Consider the following 18,581-nt stretch of genomic DNA (forward strand, 5'->3'; position numbering starts at 1 on the left):
ACTCTGTCACACCAGAGCGCTGATTACCAGAGGTTACTGTCAGATTAATTAGCGAGTTAGCGTGTGTTTCTTGATATAAGCAGAAGGGTAACCCATCAGCTTAACCTGTTCTAATTTCTCTTGAGTCAGAGCATAGTCATGAAATGGCCCAAGCATCAGTCGGTATTGACCATCATTTGGCTGCAAGAAGCTTGCTACTGCTAGCTTTTCGCTGAGATCTTTGGCTAACTTCTCCGTTCTGTCTTCATGTTGCGATGTTGCGACTTGAATAATAAATTGTGGCAAAGCTGCCTTTTTCTTAGCGTCAGTTGGCATCGCCACTTTGATTACTTCAATTTCAACATTGGCAGTGCCAGTCCTTAAGACATCAAGCTTGTAAGCTGCCGCATAGCTGAGGTCAATGATTCGGCCTTCATGGAATGGGCCGCGATCATTAATACGCACAATCGTTGTTTTGTTGTTGTCGGTATTAGTGACTTTGACATAACTCGGAATAGGTAATGTTTTGTGCGCTGCCGACATCGAATACATGTCGTAAATCTCGCCGTTAGACGTCAAATGACCATGAAATTTTTTGCCATACCAAGACGCTTTGCCTTTCTCGGTGAAGCCTTCGGTTTCTTTTACGATTTTGTAATCTTCACCACGCAGAGTGTAGTCACTGTTACCGCCTAGGCTGTACGGTTCATATTGAGGATGCGCGTCCTCTAGATGCTCGACCGAGATAGGGGCATCAGGCGCGATATCTGAATCGATATCGTAGCGACCAGTTGGTTTCTGAGAAGCACAGCCATTGATTAAGATCGCTAAGCCCAGAATTGAGACTATTTTTTTGATTGGCATCTCATCAACCAAGGATGCTTTTTTTGAAAACGTTGTAATAGACATCGATTAGGTCGCCTTTGAGAATGCTTTTCTATGTGTGTGGATCGACATTAAAATACCAAAACCAGCCATTAGGGTAACCATAGAGGTACCGCCATAGCTCACTAAAGGAAGAGGTACACCTACAACCGGTAGAATGCCACTTACCATGCCAATATTTACAAAAATATAAACGAAGAAGCTCAGTACAATACTGCCTCCCATCATTCGACCAAAGGCCGTCTGCGCTTGGCTTGCTAAGTACAAACCACGTCCAATAATGAATAGGTAGATCGCAAGTAAGAACAAGATACCTATCATGCCCCATTCTTCAGCGATAACCGCAAAGATGAAGTCAGTATGGCGCTCTGGAATGAACTCTAGTTGAGATTGTGTCCCTTGTAGCCAGCCTTTCCCTGATATACCACCTGAACCTATCGCAATCTTACTTTGAATGATGTGGTAACCCGCACCTAATGGATCTGATTCAGGATCAAAAAGGGTTCTAACACGTACCTTTTGGTATTCACGCATTAAGAAGAACCACAGAATTGGGATAAATGCGCCTAAGGCGACAGCTGCACTGGCAATGATCTTCCAGCTAATACCCGCTAGGAATATCACGAAGATACCCGATGCCGCGATAAGGATAGAGGTGCCTAAATCGGGCTGCTTAGCGATCAGAATGGTTGGTACAAATACCATAACCAGCGAGATTGCTAAGGTTTGGAATGTCGGTGGTAGTGAACGCTTACCAATAAACCTCGCTAGCATCAAAGGCACGGCGAGCTTTAGGAGTTCAGAGGGCTGGAATCGAACAAAACCAAAATTCAGCCAACGCTGTGCACCTTTAGAGGCTTCGCCAAAGAAGAGTACGCCTAATAGCAGAATAACGCCGCCAGCGAATAGCACTGGGGCTAGAGTCTCGTAGGTACGTGGTGATATCTGAGCTAAGAAAATCATTACGCCCAAAGACAGTGCCATACGCATCGCCTGGCGATCCATCATCGCTAAGCTCTGTCCACTCGCGCTGTACATGATTAATAAGGCAAAGCCCATTAAAACTAGAATGCCGAGTAAGAGTGGCAGATCGATATGGAGCCTTTCAAATAAGGCTCTGTTTCGTCCTGTTGAAGGATCAAGTTTCATTATTTTATTGGCTCGCTTTGATAATCTTCTGCAAGGATAATGTGGTCTAGAATTCGTCTTACTACTGGGCCGCCATTCGATGAACCACCGCCAGCATTTTCGAGAACGATAGTGACAACGGCCTCTGGATCTTCAAGCGGTGCATAGCCAGTAAACAATGCGTGGTCACGTAGGTGCTCAGCGATTTCATCGGCGTTGTACTCTTCATCTTCTTTCAGGCCAAAGACTTGTGCTGTACCTGACTTACCTGCGGTAACGTAAGACATATTTTGGAATGAGCGTCTGGCTGTCCCTTTTTTACCGTGGTTAGCCAGCTTCATACCTTCTTGAGCGATATCCCAGTACTTCTTCTTAACCCCTGTTAGTGGCGGGTAAGTTTCAATGTCCGACATAACTTGCTCGTCGAATGGGTGACCGTTTTCAATGGTGGCACGTAATAGGTGAGGTGCTGTTACCTCGCCCTTATTGACCAGCACAGAGGTCGCTTTTGCAATCTGCATTGGTGTAGCCGTCCAATAGCCTTGACCGATACCTACAGGGATTGTGTCACCTTGGTACCATGGCACACGGTGTCTGGCCATTTTCCAGTCTCGTGTTGGCATGTTGGCTTTACTTTCTTCGTAAATATCGATGCCCGTGTAATCGCCAAATCCAAACATCATCATCCATTTGGATATGCGGTCTATACCTAGGTCATACGCGATCTGGTAGAAAAAAGTGTCCACCGATTCTTCGATGGCTTTTACGATATCGACTTTACCGTGTCCCCAACGTAACCAATCTCGGAATGGTCGAGTTTTAGAGTTCGGGATCTTCCAGTAGCCAGGGTCGTTACGTGTGGTATTCGGTGTAATGACACCTTCTTGTAAAGCTGCAACGGCCATGAAGGGTTTGATCGTTGATGCTGGTGGATAGATGCCAAGTGTGGTTCGGTTTACTAGAGGACGGTTCTTATCCTGAAGCAGTGCGTTATACCCTTTAGAGGAAATGCCATGCACGAACGCATTCGGGTCATAGCTCGGGCTTGAAACCATTGCTAATACGCCGTTGTCTTTTGGATCCAATACAACTGCTGAGCCACGGCGTCCATCGAGTAGCTTATGAACGTAAAGCTGAAGATTGATATCTAGGTTCAGTACAATATCTTTACCCGGAACAGAAGGAACAAATTTTAGTGTGCGAATAACACGTCCACGGCTGTTTACTTCAACTTCTTGATAGCCGGCTGTGCCGTGTAGCAAATCTTCGTAATAGCGTTCGATACCCAGCTTACCGATATCACGGGTAGCTTGGTAATTGGCGTCTTTTTCTTCTCGCACCAATCGCTGCATGTCACGGTCGTTGATACGAGAGACATAACCGATAACGTGGGTAAGCACATCACCGTACGGGTAAAAGCGCTTTAAGGTACCTGTAACTTCAACACCTGGGAATTTGTGTTGATTTACCGAGAAGACAGCTACCTGTTCTTCTGTCAGCTGATTAAGAATGGGTACTGATTTAAAGCGTCGTGAATTTCGGCGCTCACGGTTAAATCGTTCAATACGCTCTGGTGGGATCTCAATTAACTCTTGTAGACGGACAAGTGTATCGTCCATATCTTTGATTTTTTCGGGGGTGATTTCTAGGTTGAAAACCGGACGGTTCTCGGCAAGAAGTACACCGTTTCGATCGTAAATCAAACCACGGTTTGGTGCGATTGGCACCACTTTAATACGGTTGTCGTTAGAGCGAGTTTTATAGTCTTGATATTGATTGACCTGAATGTTGTACAGGTTAACAACCAATAAGGACATCATGACAATGATGCCTGCAAACGCAACAAAAGCACGACTAGTAAATAGTCGTGCTTCTGCTTTGTAATCACGGATTTGGCTACGTTTACGTAACATTAACGCTTATTCTCGATGATAAGGGTGGTTAGCAGTGATGCTCCAAGCTCGATACAAGCTTTCAGCCATGATAACGCGTACTAATGGGTGAGGGAGAGTAAGCGCAGACAGAGACCAACTTTGGTCTGCAGCCGCTTTACATGCAGGTGCTAATCCTTCAGGCCCGCCAATCAGGATAGAAACATCACGTCCATCCAACTTCCAGCTTTCCAATTGCTCAGCAAGTTGTGGTGTGTCCCATTTTCTTCCAGGGATATCTAGAGTCACAATTCGGTTGCCTTTTGGCACCGCAGCCAACATGGCTTCGCCTTCTTTCTGAAGAATACGAGCGATATCAGCGTTCTTACCACGCTTACCTGCCGTGATTTCAACGAGTTCTAACGGCATGTCGTGAGGGAAGCGGCGTTTATATTCGTTAAACCCTTCTTCAACCCACTTCGGCATTTTCGTGCCAACCGCGATTAACTGGATCTTCAACGTTTAGCCCCAAAGTTTTTCTAGTTGGTACAGTTCACGATGCTCTTCTTGCATAACGTGAAGCATGCTTGTACCCATATCTAGTACAACCCATTCGCCTTCTTGCTGGCCGTCCATACCAAGTGGTTCAAGACCGGCTTTCTTTACTTCGTCAGCAACATGCTGAGCAATTGAAGCTACGTGGCGCTTAGAAGTACCAGTACAAACGATCATGTAATCCGTCACACTTGATTTGCCTTCTACATCGATGGTCACAATAGATTCTGCTTTCATGTCGTCAGCTTTGTCTGCAAGAAAGTCTTTTAGTTCTTCACGTAACACTGGGTGTTCCTTAAATCTGAATTTGGTTCTACTAAGATCATAACACGCTTTTATGCGTGAGATGGTATTGAAGCTGAAGGGATACAAAACTCAACGCTCAACTGATGGATTAGTGGCCAAGGCGACTGCTCATACTGCGTTTTTGTTATCAATTCTGCTTGGGTCAGCAACGCAAACAGTGAGTGTAATTGAGAAATTGAAACTCTTGTTAGCGCGGCGTTATAAAGCGGCTTTTTCGATTGCCAGATACGATGTCTTTCGAAAACCTGACCGATCGGCATGAGTTTCATTTGTTGCTGCATTTGCAGTAGCAACGCAAGCTCTCGTTGCACGCTTCGCAGCAGAATAACCGGTTCGACACCTTCAGCTTCGAGTTGTCTTAGGATTCTCTGTGCTCGATTCCCTTTCCCTGCCAATAGGGCATCACTCCAATGGAATGGAGTGAAGTGGTTGTGTCGGCTCAGTGACTCTTCTAAGCGTACTAAGGTTAGCTTTCCATCTGGATACTGAAGCGCCAGCTTTTCGAGGCTTTGTGTGAGTGCAAACAGGTTGCCTTCATGCCACTGTGCCAGCATCTGAATAGCTTCAGGGTCTGGCGATAATCCGACTTGACGACAGCGTACTTGAACAAATTGAGGTAGCCTGCTGACATCAGGTGTCAGGCAGCTTACCCAATGTCCTTTATTAGAGAGTGCTTTAAACCACTTAGCGTTTTCTTGAGCTTTTGTCAGTTTGGTGCCAACAAGAATTAGCAAGATATCGCTGTGGATATGCTCAGAGATAGTCAACAGTTCTTTGGCTATTGCGGCATTCACGCCTGACTCTGGCAGCTCAAGCTCAATAATCTGACGGCTAGAAAACAGGCTTAGCGCTTGAGTACAGTCATAGACTTGGTTCCAGTCCATACTGTTATCAATCGCAAAGCGGTGACGTTCTTCGAAACCTTGTTGTCTAGCCGCTTTTTGAATCGCTTCTCGGCTTTCTTGTAATAACAGTGGCTCATTACCAAAGATCAGGTAAACGTTGCTCAGCTGTTTAGCAAGTTGTTCTGGTAAGCGGTCAGCAAAAATACGCATCAAATAAACCTATTACTGAGCAGATTCACTGAGCTCTGGCTTTTCTTCTGTACTTGGATCAATTTCAACGTCGTCAATCTCAACATTCTTGATGTTGTATTGCTTCTCAAGCTCTTTAACTTGAACATTTTCTAATGACTCTAGATTCATGCTACCAGCGGCAATATTAGCTTTTAGGCGAGCCATTTGGCGAAGGATTTGGCTAGTTGCTAGCTTACGCATTTCATCTTCGATCATGTCGCGTTCAACCGATTTTGCTAGAGCCGTTAACGGGTTATCTAGGTAGCTGCGGGTAACACTGGTTGAGAAGGTTTTTGAACCAAGATCAGGAATCGTTACACGGTATGAAGCGTAGAACGTGAGCTCAATTTCAGCAGCACGAGTGTTTTGGTATAGAGAGAGTGTTCTTTCACCAACGCTTTCACTAATGATATGCAGGTTAGGGGTATTTTCTGATGGTGGCACAATTTCTACATCACTCATACGAAGCTGGCTCTTCATCATACGTGTGAACGTACTGTATTGGTCGTAACTGGTTACCGAGATCTTGTTAAGTTCTTCTGGTACTGAGTAGTCACCGCGCAGGTGAAAACCACAGGCACTGAGTAGGCTAACGGTTAGAACAACAATAGTAACTTTCAATGAAGATAGTGAAATCAGGCGCATTATTTGATGGCTCTCATGAAGGTAGAATACTTATTTAAAGGCTTTAGCTTGTTGAAGTGAGGTTAGTCACTGAAAGTAAAGCGTTTAAATAAGTAGACAGGGCAATGTCATTACCCTGTCTAAAGACTGCAAAAAACGAATTAAGTTCGTTTTAGTCTACAAAGATTAGTTAGCAACGATGTTTAGAAGCTTACCAGGTACGAAGATAACTTTACGAATCGTTAAGCCATCTAGGAACTTTTTAGCGTTCTCATCGTTCAGACCAAGCTCACGAACCTGCTCTTCTGTTGCATCAGCTGCCACAGTTAGCTTCGCACGCAGCTTACCGTTGATCATAACAACGATCGTCTTCTCGTCTTCAACCAGTGCTTTCTCGTCAAATGTTGGCCATGTTGCTGAGTCAACATCTGATTCACCAAGAGCAATCCACATTTCGTAAGAGATGTGAGGAGTCATTGGGTAAAGCATGCGAACTACTGCTTTCAGTGCTTCGTCAAGGATTGCACGATCTTGTGCTGATTCTTGAGGCGCTTTCGCTAGTTTGTTCATCAGTTCCATGATCGCAGCGATCGCCGTGTTGAACGTTTGGCGACGGCCGATATCGTCCGTTACTTTCGAGATAGTCTTGTGAACATCACGACGAAGTGCTTTTTGGTCACCAGAAAGTGCTGCAACGTCAACAGATTCAGCTGCGCCCTTAGAAGAGTGAGCGTGAACCAGTTTCCAAACACGTTTAAGGAAGCGGTTTGCACCTTCAACACCAGATTCTTGCCACTCAAGTGTCATGTCTGCAGGTGATGCAAACATCATGAATAGACGTACTGTATCAGCACCGTACTTGTCTACCATCTCTTGTGGGTCGATACCGTTGTTTTTCGACTTAGACATCTTGATCATGCCTGAGTGAGCAACGTCACGGCCTTGGTTGTCTTTCGCAGACGTAATACGGCCTTTACCGTCACGCTCTACAGCAACATCAGTAGGAGCAACCCACTCTTTAGTGCCTTTCTCGTTCTCATGGTAGAACGCATCTGCTAGTACCATGCCTTGACATAGTAGTTGCTTGAATGGTTCGTCAGACGTCACGTAACCTGCATCACGTAACAGTTTGTGGAAGAAACGAGAGTACAGAAGGTGCATACAAGCGTGCTCGATACCACCGATGTACTGATCTACAGGTAGCCAGTAGTTCGCTTTTTCTGGATCTAGGATATCGTCAGCTTGTGGTGAACAGTAACGAGCGTAGTACCAAGAAGACTCCATGAACGTATCGAACGTGTCTGTTTCACGTAGAGCAGGTTCGCCGTTGAATGTTGTTTCTGCCCAAGACTTGTCAGCCTTGATTGGGCTAGTAACACCATCCATTACCACATCTTCAGGAAGAATCACAGGTAGCTGGTCTGCTGGTACTGGGTGAACTTCACCGTCTTCAGTGGTTACCATTGGGATTGGAGCACCCCAGTAACGCTGACGAGATACACCCCAGTCACGTAGACGGAAGTTTACTGTTTTCTTACCTTTGCCTTCCGCTTCTAGCTTCGCAGCAATTGCGTCGAATGCTTCCTGGAAAGCAAGACCATCGAACTCACCAGAGTCGAACAGTACGCCTTTCTCGGTGTAAGCTGCTTCAGATACATCTAGCTCAGAACCATCTTCTGGCTTGATTACTGGAATGATATCGATGCCGTACTTAGTTGCGAACTCGTAGTCACGCTGATCGTGAGCTGGAACCGCCATTACCGCGCCTGTGCCATAATCCATAAGTACGAAGTTTGCTACGTATACAGGAACAACACGACCGTTAAGAGGGTGGATAGCCGTTAAGCCAGTATCCATACCTTTCTTTTCCATCGTTGCTAGTTCAGCTTCAGCAACTTTAGTGTTGCGGCACTCTTCAACGAATGCAGCAAGCTCTGGGTTATTCTTTGATGCTTTCTCTGCAAGAGGGTGACCTGCAGCGATACCAACGTAAGACACACCCATCAGCGTATCAGGACGAGTTGTGTACACTTCTAGTGGCGCTTCTTCACCGTTAACAGCGAAAGATAGCTCAACACCTTCAGAGCGACCGATCCAGTTGCGCTGCATGGTTTTAACCATTTCAGGCCAACCTTCAAGGTTGTCTAGGTCATCTAGTAGCTCTTGAGCGTACTCAGTGATTTTAATGAACCACTGTGGAATTTTCTTTTGCTCTACTGGAGTATCACAACGCCAGCAGCAACCATCTTCTACTTGCTCGTTCGCTAGTACAGTTTGGTCGTTTGGACACCAGTTAACAGAAGAGGTCTTCTTGTACACTAGGCCTTTTTCGTAAAGCTTTGTGAAGAATTCTTGTTCCCAGCGGTAGTATTCAGGTGTACATGTTGCGAATTCACGATTCCAGTCGTAACCAAAGCCAAGAAGCTTAAGCTGGTTTTTCATGTATTCGATGTTTTCGTAAGTCCATGGTGCAGGTGCTGTGTTGTTTTTTACAGCTGCGTTTTCTGCAGGTAGGCCGAATGCATCCCAACCGATTGGTTGCATTACGTTTTTGCCTTGTAGACGTTGGAAACGAGATACCACATCACCGATGGTGTAGTTACGCACGTGACCCATGTGCAGTCGGCCACTTGGGTACGGGAACATAGAAAGACAGTAGAATTTTTCTTTGTTTGGGTCTTCACTCACAACGAAAGTTTCGCTGTTATCCCAGTGTTGTTGAACCTTTTGTTCAATCTCTTGCGGGTTATATTGTTCTTGCATCGATGGTATCCGGTTATCTTGGAATTTGTGAGTTCGGTTAGAACAGAATCTTACAGATCGTCATAGAATACCTAAAGGAGCTTAGTACAACAATAGTTATACCCTTCATACTTGCAGTTGCTGACTTGTAGATGGCGTAATTTTCACTGAATTTCGCAGGGCAACTATACTTAAGAGTATGAATTGCATTTGTTTGTGAGCGAGGGAGCGTTGTAGCACTTCGTTTACTCGCTATAACGTTGGTTATCTTAAGGAGGTTGTTATGCCGAAGAAAAAAGCACTCTATGAAGAAGTGGTTGAAGAGGTTATCGAAACGCTGAAGCATAGTCCTGAAGAGCTCAACAACAAAATCGAAACGTCAGGCAAATATGCGAAAGCCGCCAATGACATGACTAAAGATGAGCTATCGCTGATCTCGGCCTACGTGAAGTCAGACTTGAAAGAGTTTTCTGAGAGCTACGAAGAGAGCAAAAGCGGTCCATTTTATCTGATGATTGCAGATTCTATTTGGCAGGGGCTTCTCGATATTACCGATCGCACTAAAGTAGAGTGGGTCGAGCTATTCCAAGATTTAGAGCACCAAGGCTTGTATCAAGCTGGCGAAGTGATTGGCTTGGGTACGCTCGTCTGTGATGAGTGTGGTCATCAAACTGAATATAACCATCCAACGACCATCATTCCATGTATTAAGTGCGGCTCGAAAGGGTTTAGTCGCAAAGCATTAAAGCCGTAAATCTCCCCATACACGTCATAAACACAAAGGGTTGACCAAACGGCCAACCCTTCAAGTTATTTCATGTCGAATCTAGTTCTTTGGTTTTCTCACAACCCAGCCAATTACCAAGCTTAGTAGCACCCAAATATACAATGGCCAAGTACCGACCACGCGGTAAGGGGTTTGGCCATCTGTTGAAACAAGCTCGGCTTTCAGAACTGCCGTTTCAAACTGAGGTATTTGCTTGATGATATTGCCTTTGTAGTCCGTCACCGCTGTCACACCGTTGTTGGTTGAGCGAATTAGCGGCTTACCAAGCTCTAGGGCACGCATTTGCGCGATTTCCATATGTTGTAATGGACCAATTGAACGGCCAAACCACGCATCGTTAGAGAGCGTTAGAATAAAGTCCGTATCGTCTGTCACATTCTGTCTTACTTGATCATTAAAGATGATCTCATAACACAGAGCTGGCGCTAGATGACGACCGTTAGCAACAATGTTTGGCTGGATGAAATCGCCACGACTGAACGATGACATTGGCAAGTTAAAGAACGGTGCTAATGGACGCAATATATCTTCAAAGGGTACAAACTCACCAAATGGTAATAGGTGATGTTTGTGGTAGCGCTCGTCTGGGTCATAGCTGTATTCACCATATGGGTTAACACCAAGAGAAAGAATACTGTTGTAGTATTTCTTATCTTCAGACTGGTTCAGTACACCTGTGATGATGGAACTGTTGTTCATCTTAGCTGCGCTATCTAAGTTACGTAGGAAAGACGGTATCTCGACTTCAAAAGCAGGGATCGCGGCCTCTGGCCAGATGATGATATCTGCATCCCAGTTTTCCCTGCTTAGGTCAGTGTATTTCATCATAGTCGGCCAGCGGTGACTTGGCAGCCATTTGCTGTCCTGGTCGACATTACCTTGAATCAACACCACTGAGGTGGTTTTTTCAGGATTCGGTGTTACCCAATCGATGTTGCGAATACCAAAGCCAGTACTAAATACGACTGCAGGAATAACAACGATGCTCCAGGCTCTGTTTATAACCGCATAAGCAAACGCTGATGCTGAAACGATAATGGCAAGAGTCACTAGCTCGACACCACCAATTGGTGCGAAAGAGCCTAACGGAGAGTCGATTTGGCTATAGCCCAACCACAGCCATGGGAAGCCTGTCATTACCCAGCCGCGTAGCCAATCACTGATCAACCATAGTGCCGGAGCGGCTAGGAAGAATCGGCTTAAATTATTAGTGGGGAAGAACTTATTTAAGCTCCAAGTAAAGAGCCCTGAGTATACGGCTAAATAGCCAACGAGGAGTGCCATCAAAAATAGATTGGCCGCTAGTGGCATACCGCCAAAGCCGTCAATACTGACATATACCCAGCTGATTCCTGTGGTGAACTGACCTAGGCCCCATGCATAACCAATCCAAAGTGCACTCTTAGGTGAACGATTGTGGATCAGTAGCAGTAATAAAGCTGGGCTGAGAATGGCAAGAGGCCATATTGAGTATGGAGCGAATGAGAGGGTGGTTATAGCGCCAACAAAAACGGCCGCAAGCGGCCGTAATAGGCGATGAATAAAAGTATTAGTCATCTAATTTCTGTCATCTCTTTAGAGAGAAGTGGTTATTCTTCGATAGTCGGAAGAGGTTGCTCGTCAGGAATGGTTACCTGTAGCTGAATCACGCGACGATTATCTGCTGATGTTATTTTGAAATGGTAGTTTTCGATTTCTACAATTTCGCCACGAACTGGCAGATGACCGAGTGCTGTCATAACCATGCCGCCTACTGTATCCACTTCATCATCACTGAAAGCAGTATCAAACGTGTTGTTGAACTCTTCAATGGTGGTTAAAGCTTTAACAGAGAAGGTATGCTTGCTCAGCTTACGGATATCTAACTCTTCTTCATCGTCGAACTCGTCTTCAATTTCACCAACGATTTCTTCGAGGATATCTTCAATGGTTACTAGGCCAGAGACACCGCCAAACTCATCAACAACGATAGACATGTGGTAACGCTCTTCACGGAACTCCTTGAGTAGGCGATCAACACGCTTACTTTCAGGAACAACAACCGCAGGGCGAATCACTTGTTCGATATCAAATGGGGCACTGTCTGAACCCAAGTACTTAAGTAGGTCCTTCGCTAATAGAATGCCTTCAACATGGTCTTTATCTTCACTGATCACTGGGTAGCGAGAGTGTTGAGCATCAGTAATCAACGCAATCAATGTATCTAAATCATCGGTGCGTTCTACTGTAACCATTTGAGAGCGAGGTAGCATGATGTCGCGTACTCGCATCTCTGAAATCTCCATAACACCTTCGAGCATGTCGCGAGTGTCGTGGTCAATTAGGTCATTAATTTCTGAGTCGCGGATTACGTCTACGAGCTCTTGGCGGTCTTTTACCTCGCCTTGAAATAGTTGGCCTAGGCGTTCAAAGAAGGACTTTCTACTCGGACCTTCAGATTTTTTACTTCCCTCAGAAGTGGGGGGGTTACCTTCGTTCATGATTTCTCAAAAAATAACGCTATCAGAAGTGTGATAGCACACATCACAACTCAGATTCCTGAACATTACAGGTTCGATGAGTTATTGTTTCTCTGCAATCTACTTAACTAGAATCGATTTACTTTTCTAGAATATATGGGTCTTCAAACCCCATAGCTTGCATGATTTCTGTCTCGAGTGACTCCATCTCTTCAGCTTCATCATCTTCGATATGATCATAACCTAGCAGATGCAGACTGCCATGTACAACCATATGAGCCCAGTGTGCTAGCAGAGGCTTATTTTGCTCTTCTGCTTCTTTTTCGACAACTTGGCGACAGATAATGAGGTCACCTAGAAGATCTAACTCGATCCCAGGAGGAGCCTCGAATGGGAAAGATAGCACGTTAGTTGGCTTGTCTTTACCACGATATTCATGATTTAGCTGGTGGCTTTCCTCTGTATCTACGATACGGATAGTAAGCTCAGCGCTCTTTTGAAACTGAGGTATGGTCTTGTCCAACCAAAGCTGAATGTCCTGCTCTGTTGGAAGACCTTGCTCATTTTCGACCGCTAATTGTAGGTCTAGTTCAATAGACATCTATTTATCACCTTGTTCTGCAATCACAGAACTATTTTGTGTTGCTAATTGTGTCGTAACCGATTGCTGAGCCTCAAGAAGTTTTGCTTCACGCTCTTCACGTTTACGTTTCTCAAACTCTTTGCGCTCTTTCTGGTCTTTCGCTTCCCATTTCTCGTAGGCGTTAACAATACGAGCAACCACAGGGTGACGAACCACGTCTTCCGACATAAAGAAGTTAAAGCTGATGTCATCGACTTCACTTAGAACTTCGGTCGCATGACGCAAGCCAGATTTTGCACCGCGAGGTAAATCGATTTGAGTGATATCGCCTGTGATTACCGCACGAGAGTTGAAGCCAATACGAGTTAGGAACATCTTCATCTGCTCAACAGTCGTGTTCTGGCTCTCATCAAGAATGATGAAGGCATCGTTCAGTGTACGACCACGCATGTACGCAAGAGGTGCAACCTCAATCACGTTACGCTCAATCAGTTTCTCAACACGTTCAAAGCCCAGCATTTCAAAAAGTGCATCGTAAAGTGGACGCAAGTATGGGTCTACTTTTTGGCTTAAGTCACCAGGCAGGAAACCTAACTTTTCACCCGCTTCAACCGCAGGACGCGTCAATAGAATGCGACGAATCTCTTGGCGCTCTAATGCGTCTACGGCAGCAGCGACAGCTAAATACGTTTTACCGGTACCAGCAGGACCGATACCAAAGGTGATGTCATGCGTCACCATATTCATTAGGTATTGTGCTTGGTTTGGTGTACGCGGCTTAATGACGCCTTTTTTGGTCTTAATGAACACTTCTTTGCCGTGTTCAATATCAGATTCTACATTCTGTTCTAAAACACCAGACTCTTTGATAGCCAAGTGAATTTGTTCTGGCTCGATGTCTGGAATCGTGCCTTTGACCGGAGCAGATTCAACATACAGGCGCTTAACAATATCGAGTGCAGCAGCAGCCGTGTGAGGCTTACCAACAATAGTGAAGAAGTTGCTGCGGTAGTTAATCTCGACACCTAAACGGCGCTCAAGGTGTTTGATGTTGTCATCGAATGGGCCACAAAGGCTTGCAAGGCGATGGTTATCTGCGGGTTCTAGATTGATTTCTAGGGTAACGATTTTATTGCTCAAATTAGCCTCTCATTTTGTGCCACCCACTCTTTTCAACAAACAAAGAGCAAGAAGCCCGATTGGGACCGGGCTTCTAGTGGCGATTTCCCTATCTCTAAGATGGTCACTTAGTTAGGTAATTTCAAGCTTTGTTGGTCAGCTTTTTGCTGAACCTAGATGTTTCGCTTATGGCGTAAATGTCGCTACACCTAGCTCGTCTTCGCGTTTTGTGTTCGCCATCATTTGAGTTGGCGAGATCACGCTGCGAAGATCCATGTCTTTCTCAGTACGCACTACTTCACCACGTAGTGAGTTAGCAAATACTTCTGTGATTTTCACGTCTACGAACTGGCCGATAAGATCAGCAGAACCTTCAAAGTTAACAACACGGCTGTTTTCAGTGCGAGCGCGGAGCTCCATTAGGTTCTTCTTCGATGGACCTTCAACCAATACGCGTTGCTCTGTACCAAGCATTAGGCGCGAGTAGCGCATTGCTTGCGTATTCACCGTTTGTTGTAGTTCGTATAGGCGATCTTTCTTCTCTTGCTCAGGCACGTCACATGGGTAGTCTGCAGCAGGTGTACCCGGACGAGGAGAGAAGATAAAGCTGAAGCTCATATCGAAATCAACGTCTTTGATCAGTTTCATCGTGTCTTGGAAATCTTGGTTAGATTCACCAGGGAAACCAACGATAAAGTCAGAACTGATTTGAATGTCAGGACGCGCTTTACGAAGCTTACGAATAATCGACTTGTACTCGATAGCAGTATGAGGACGTTTCATCATTGTAAGGATACGGTCACTACCACTTTGTACTGGTAGGTGAAGGAAGCTCACAAGCTCAGGTGTATCTTCGTATACTGCGATGATGTCATCACCAAACTCAAGCGGGTGGCTTGTGGTGAAACGAATACGATCGATACCATCGATAGAAGCCACAAGACGAAGCAGCTCTGCGAATGTGCAGATATCACCTTCGTGAGTTGGACCACGGTATGCGTTTACGTTTTGACCTAGCAGGTTAACTTCACGTACACCTTGCTCTGCAAGTTGAGCAACTTCGAACAGTACATCGTCCATTGGACGGCTAACTTCTTCACCGCGAGTGTAAGGTACAACGCAGTAAGTACAGTACTTAGAACAGCCTTCCATGATAGAAACGAATGCCGTTGCACCTTCAGCACGAGGCTCAGGTAGGCTATCGAACTTTTCGATCTCAGGGAAAGAGATGTCCATCACTGGCGCTTCGTTAGATAGAGAAGATTTGATCATCTCTGGAAGACGGTGCAGTGTTTGAGGGCCAAAGATAACGTCTACGTATGGCGCACGTTGACGAATGTGGTCGCCTTCTTGAGTCGCTACACAGCCACCCACACCGATTACCACACCTTCTTTTTTATCTTTTAGCGTTTTCCAACGACCAAGCTGGTGGAATACTTTCTCTTGTGCTTTTTCACGGATAGAACAAGTATTCAGTAGTAGTACATCTGCTTCCTCAGGTACTTCAGTTAGCTCATAGCCATTTGCGGCATTTAGCAGGTCAGCCATTTTTGATGAATCGTATTCGTTCATCTGACAGCCCCAAGTTTTAATTAGCAGTTTCTTACTCATTTTTTGTTCGCTCGATCGTTAGTTTAATTTAAGGGAGCAAATCGCCCGGTATCTATCCGCGAGAGTTGATGGCCATAATTAGGTATTCATTTTATGGCTCACCCTAGCGGCAAGCGGCGTATTGTACTGGTTTCAAAACCGACTGACTAGTGGTCTGATAAAATCTCTTCGGAAGTGGTTTTTATTCTCGTTAACACTAGATGTAGCAAGGGGTAACCCATTTTTCAAATAAGGTTTTTGGTTACAAGTTCGTTGTGAAAACGTACAATCGAAAACAGTCAAAGAATCAAACTGATAAGTACAAAATATGAACAGTTACGATATTGTGGTCGTCGGTGGCGGCATGGTTGGTGCGGCAACAGCAATCGGTTTTGCTAAGCAAGGACTGAAGGTTGCTGTGATCGAAGGTTTTGCGCCCCAAGCATTTGATGAGTCGCAAGCGATGGATATTCGAGTGTCAGCGATTTCTCAGGCGTCAGTCGATTTACTTGACGATCTTGGTGCATGGCAGAACATAGCAGCAATGCGAGTTTGCTCTTACAAGCGCTTAGAGACTTGGGAACACCCAGAATGTCGTACTCGATTTGATGCTGCGTCTCTTGATTTACCGCGTTTAGGCTACATAGTTGAAAACCGACTAATTCAATTGGGCTTATGGTCTCAGTTTGATGCTTATGACAACTTAGACTTGTTGTGTCCCGAAAAATTGGATTCTATCGAATTTGGCGAAACTAATATCGTTAAACTTCAATCTGGTATCGAGTTGTCAGCTAAATGGGTGGTTGGTGCCGATGGTGCGAATTCTGCGGTTAGACAGCAAGCGGGGATTGGTATCACTGCTTGGGACTACCGCCAGCACTGTATGCTTATTAATGTAGAAACTGAGCTCCCTCAGCAAGACATTACTTGGCAACAGTTTTTGCCGAGCGGTCCGCGTTCATTCCTCCCTTTATGTTCTTTTAGTTCAGGAGAGCAGGAAGTTGGGCAGGGCTCGTTAGTTTGGTACGACTCGCCATCTCGCATTAAGCAACTATCGGCAATGAGCCCAGACAAGCTACGCAGTGAAGTACTTGCTAACTTCCCTGCGGAGTTAGGGGACATCAAAGTACTTAACTCTGGTTCTTTCCCTCTTACTCGACGTCATGCGCAATCTTATTTTAAGAACAACTGCATTCTGGTTGGAGACTCAGCACACACGATTAACCCATTAGCAGGGCAGGGTGTGAATTTAGGCTTCAAAGATGTTGCAGCGCTATTGGATGTAACCAAAGAAAAAGGCGAGCTGAATCATTCTGTAGTAAGACGCTACGAGGTGATGAGAAGAGGTGACAACCTAGTGATGCAAAGCGGTATGGATTTCTTCTATAAGACGTTCAGTAATGATATTGGTCCACTTAAGTTTGTGCGTAATGCTGCACTCAAACTAGCAGAGAACTCAGGGCCGATTAAAGCTCAAGTGTTGAAGTATGCTCTGGGCCTTTAATTGAGTATTACAGATACTTTATAAAGAGAAGGAGAGCGAATGCTCTCCTTTTTATATTCTATGATGTCTATCGCTGCTGTGTCACACAAACTGGCGCATCTAGCTCTAATGAGTAGCCTGTGTAAACCAGAGAGCCGTCTTCTGTATTTCGTTTGAATGACGTGATGTTATTAGTGTGCTGGTTTGCGGCGATAAGCCATTCACCATCATGAGTAATATGAAAATCACGAGGGAAGTTGCCTTCAGAACTATAGCTATCAATAAAAATAGGCACTTTCGTTGTAGATTCGATTCTGAAGCAACTGATCATCGATTGATGTCGACAAGAGACATAGAGAAATTGCTCATCCGGCGATAGTTTTATTGCAGCCGTTGCTTCTCCTTTTTCCATATTTGGAAGTGCGTCAATCTCTTCGACAATACTCCATTTCCCAAGAGTTTTCTCCATCATCAGTATCGTTTCAGAGAGTTCACAGATTACATAGGCTTTATCTTCGTCTTTGTTGAAGACGAGATGACGAGGTCCATTGCCCGCAGGGACTTTAATGGATTGCATCGGTTCGTCTAGAAACTCTTCCTGTTCTTCATCAAAGCAATAGAAATTGATTCGATCAGCGCCAAGATCGACGGTGACAAATTGTGGTGAGTTTTGTAAGAACAGACTTTGATGAGCATGTGGAGCGGTCTGACGCTCTTTGTTTGGTCCTGACCCCACCATAGCTATTGTTTTAAGTCGTTTATCGATATTGCCATTGATACTTAAACTAAAAATATCGAATGAACCTGATGAGTATTGAGAAGTAACAGCAAACTTATGGCTAGGATCTATGGTGACATGACAAGGATGATCGCCAGAGATGGCACCTGAATTACTAGGGGTCTTTGAGCTAGCATTAGCGATATGAATCAACTGTGGCTGTTTGGGTTGGTCCACTTCAGACGCTGTATAGATACCAAGCTCGGTCGCTACGACAAAAGATGGGTTAGTACAATCTGTAATGAGTTCTAAAGGTAATAGTTGACCGTTTTCCAAGTCTAACTGAGCCTGATACACGCCTTGGCTTTTACTGGGAGTGTCTGTGTAGCAACCGATCGTTAAAGTGAGGTTTTTCATAAGGCGTCATACTCAATTAGAAAGTGGAGCAGACATTGTCTTATAAAAAAGTCATGAAGTGATTAAATCGGGAGAAATACTTGGTGACGGGGTTATCAGATTTACATATTCCAGATAAAACAAAACCCAGCTAAAAAGCTGGGTTCTATTTAATGATGGTGCGGTCGGAGAGACTTGAACTCTCACACCTCTCGGCGCCAGAACCTAAATCTGGTGCGTCTACCAATTCCGCCACGACCGCAGCAAATCTTTGTAGTCA

16 protein-coding genes and 1 tRNA gene are annotated in these 18,581 nt (G+C 45.0%); 2 read left to right on the forward strand and 15 right to left on the reverse strand.

Annotated elements, in window-relative coordinates; genetic code table 11:
* Positions 1-48: 48 nt before the first annotated feature.
* From F0251_RS10465 to leuS, 8 genes are all read right to left on the reverse strand, one after another.
* On the reverse strand, positions 49-888 hold the full coding sequence (locus tag F0251_RS10465; RefSeq protein ID WP_171730931.1) for a septal ring lytic transglycosylase RlpA family protein: 840 nt from the start codon (positions 886-888) through the stop codon (positions 49-51).
* A 3-nt stretch (positions 889-891) separates the two neighbouring features.
* Positions 892-2,013: a rod shape-determining protein RodA gene (gene rodA / locus F0251_RS10470; protein ID WP_105059129.1), complete on the reverse strand. Its 1,122-nt coding sequence runs from the start codon at positions 2,011-2,013 to the stop codon at positions 892-894.
* The gene (gene mrdA / locus F0251_RS10475; RefSeq protein WP_116870155.1) at positions 2,013-3,905 is read right to left on the reverse strand and encodes a penicillin-binding protein 2; all 1,893 of its coding nucleotides are present in this window, start codon (positions 3,903-3,905) and stop codon (positions 2,013-2,015) included. The genes rodA and mrdA overlap by 1 nt, the downstream gene beginning before the upstream one ends.
* A gap of 6 nt (positions 3,906-3,911) precedes the next feature.
* Positions 3,912-4,382: a 23S rRNA (pseudouridine(1915)-N(3))-methyltransferase RlmH gene (gene rlmH, locus F0251_RS10480; protein WP_004737638.1), complete on the reverse strand. Its 471-nt coding sequence runs from the start codon at positions 4,380-4,382 to the stop codon at positions 3,912-3,914.
* 3 nt (positions 4,383-4,385) lie between these two features.
* Positions 4,386-4,703, reverse strand: a complete 318-nt coding sequence (gene rsfS / locus F0251_RS10485; protein ID WP_008224165.1) for a ribosome silencing factor — start codon at positions 4,701-4,703, stop codon at positions 4,386-4,388.
* A gap of 50 nt (positions 4,704-4,753) precedes the next feature.
* Positions 4,754-5,779: a DNA polymerase III subunit delta gene (gene holA / locus F0251_RS10490; protein WP_171730932.1), complete on the reverse strand. Its 1,026-nt coding sequence runs from the start codon at positions 5,777-5,779 to the stop codon at positions 4,754-4,756.
* Between the two features lie 12 nt (positions 5,780-5,791).
* On the reverse strand, positions 5,792-6,445 hold the full coding sequence (gene lptE / locus F0251_RS10495; protein ID WP_171730933.1) for an LPS assembly lipoprotein LptE: 654 nt from the start codon (positions 6,443-6,445) through the stop codon (positions 5,792-5,794).
* A 165-nt stretch (positions 6,446-6,610) separates the two neighbouring features.
* A complete protein-coding gene (leuS, locus tag F0251_RS10500) occupies positions 6,611-9,187 on the reverse strand; it encodes a leucine--tRNA ligase (RefSeq protein ID WP_171730934.1) in 2,577 nt (858 codons plus the stop codon).
* A 262-nt stretch (positions 9,188-9,449) separates the two neighbouring features.
* Here leuS and F0251_RS10505 point away from each other — a divergent pair, with 262 nt between their 5' ends.
* Complete coding sequence (locus tag F0251_RS10505; RefSeq protein WP_061033217.1) at positions 9,450-9,920, forward strand: zinc ribbon-containing protein; 471 nt, start codon at positions 9,450-9,452, stop codon at positions 9,918-9,920.
* A 72-nt stretch (positions 9,921-9,992) separates the two neighbouring features.
* Here F0251_RS10505 and lnt read toward each other — a convergent pair whose 3' ends face one another.
* From lnt to miaB, 5 genes are all read right to left on the reverse strand, one after another.
* Positions 9,993-11,510: an apolipoprotein N-acyltransferase gene (lnt, locus tag F0251_RS10510; protein WP_171730935.1), complete on the reverse strand. Its 1,518-nt coding sequence runs from the start codon at positions 11,508-11,510 to the stop codon at positions 9,993-9,995.
* Positions 11,511-11,542: 32 nt separating this feature from the next.
* Entirely contained in the window at positions 11,543-12,433 is an 891-nt protein-coding gene (gene corC / locus F0251_RS10515) for a CNNM family magnesium/cobalt transport protein CorC (protein WP_004737645.1), read from the reverse strand.
* A 118-nt stretch (positions 12,434-12,551) separates the two neighbouring features.
* Complete coding sequence (gene ybeY, locus F0251_RS10520) at positions 12,552-13,013, reverse strand: rRNA maturation RNase YbeY (RefSeq protein ID WP_061033215.1); 462 nt, start codon at positions 13,011-13,013, stop codon at positions 12,552-12,554.
* Positions 13,014-14,135, reverse strand: coding sequence for a PhoH family protein (locus F0251_RS10525; protein ID WP_171730936.1), 1,122 nt, complete (start codon positions 14,133-14,135; stop codon positions 13,014-13,016).
* 165 nt (positions 14,136-14,300) lie between these two features.
* A complete protein-coding gene (gene miaB / locus F0251_RS10530; protein WP_105059135.1) occupies positions 14,301-15,725 on the reverse strand; it encodes a tRNA (N6-isopentenyl adenosine(37)-C2)-methylthiotransferase MiaB in 1,425 nt (474 codons plus the stop codon).
* Between the two features lie 307 nt (positions 15,726-16,032).
* Here miaB and F0251_RS10535 point away from each other — a divergent pair, with 307 nt between their 5' ends.
* Positions 16,033-17,208: a 2-octaprenyl-3-methyl-6-methoxy-1,4-benzoquinol hydroxylase gene (locus F0251_RS10535; protein WP_171730937.1), complete on the forward strand. Its 1,176-nt coding sequence runs from the start codon at positions 16,033-16,035 to the stop codon at positions 17,206-17,208.
* A 67-nt stretch (positions 17,209-17,275) separates the two neighbouring features.
* Here F0251_RS10535 and F0251_RS10540 read toward each other — a convergent pair whose 3' ends face one another.
* Positions 17,276-18,322 carry a lactonase family protein gene (locus F0251_RS10540; protein ID WP_171730938.1) on the reverse strand — a complete coding sequence of 349 codons (1,047 nt, stop codon included), beginning with the start codon at positions 18,320-18,322 and terminating at the stop codon, positions 17,276-17,278.
* A gap of 156 nt (positions 18,323-18,478) precedes the next feature.
* Positions 18,479-18,563 (reverse strand) — tRNA-Leu (locus tag F0251_RS10545).
* Between the last annotated feature and the right edge of the window lie 18 nt (positions 18,564-18,581).

Origin of the sequence: Vibrio sp. 070316B (assembly GCF_013114115.1) — a bacterium.
GTDB classification, from domain to species: Bacteria; Pseudomonadota; Gammaproteobacteria; order Enterobacterales; family Vibrionaceae; genus Vibrio; species Vibrio chagasii_B.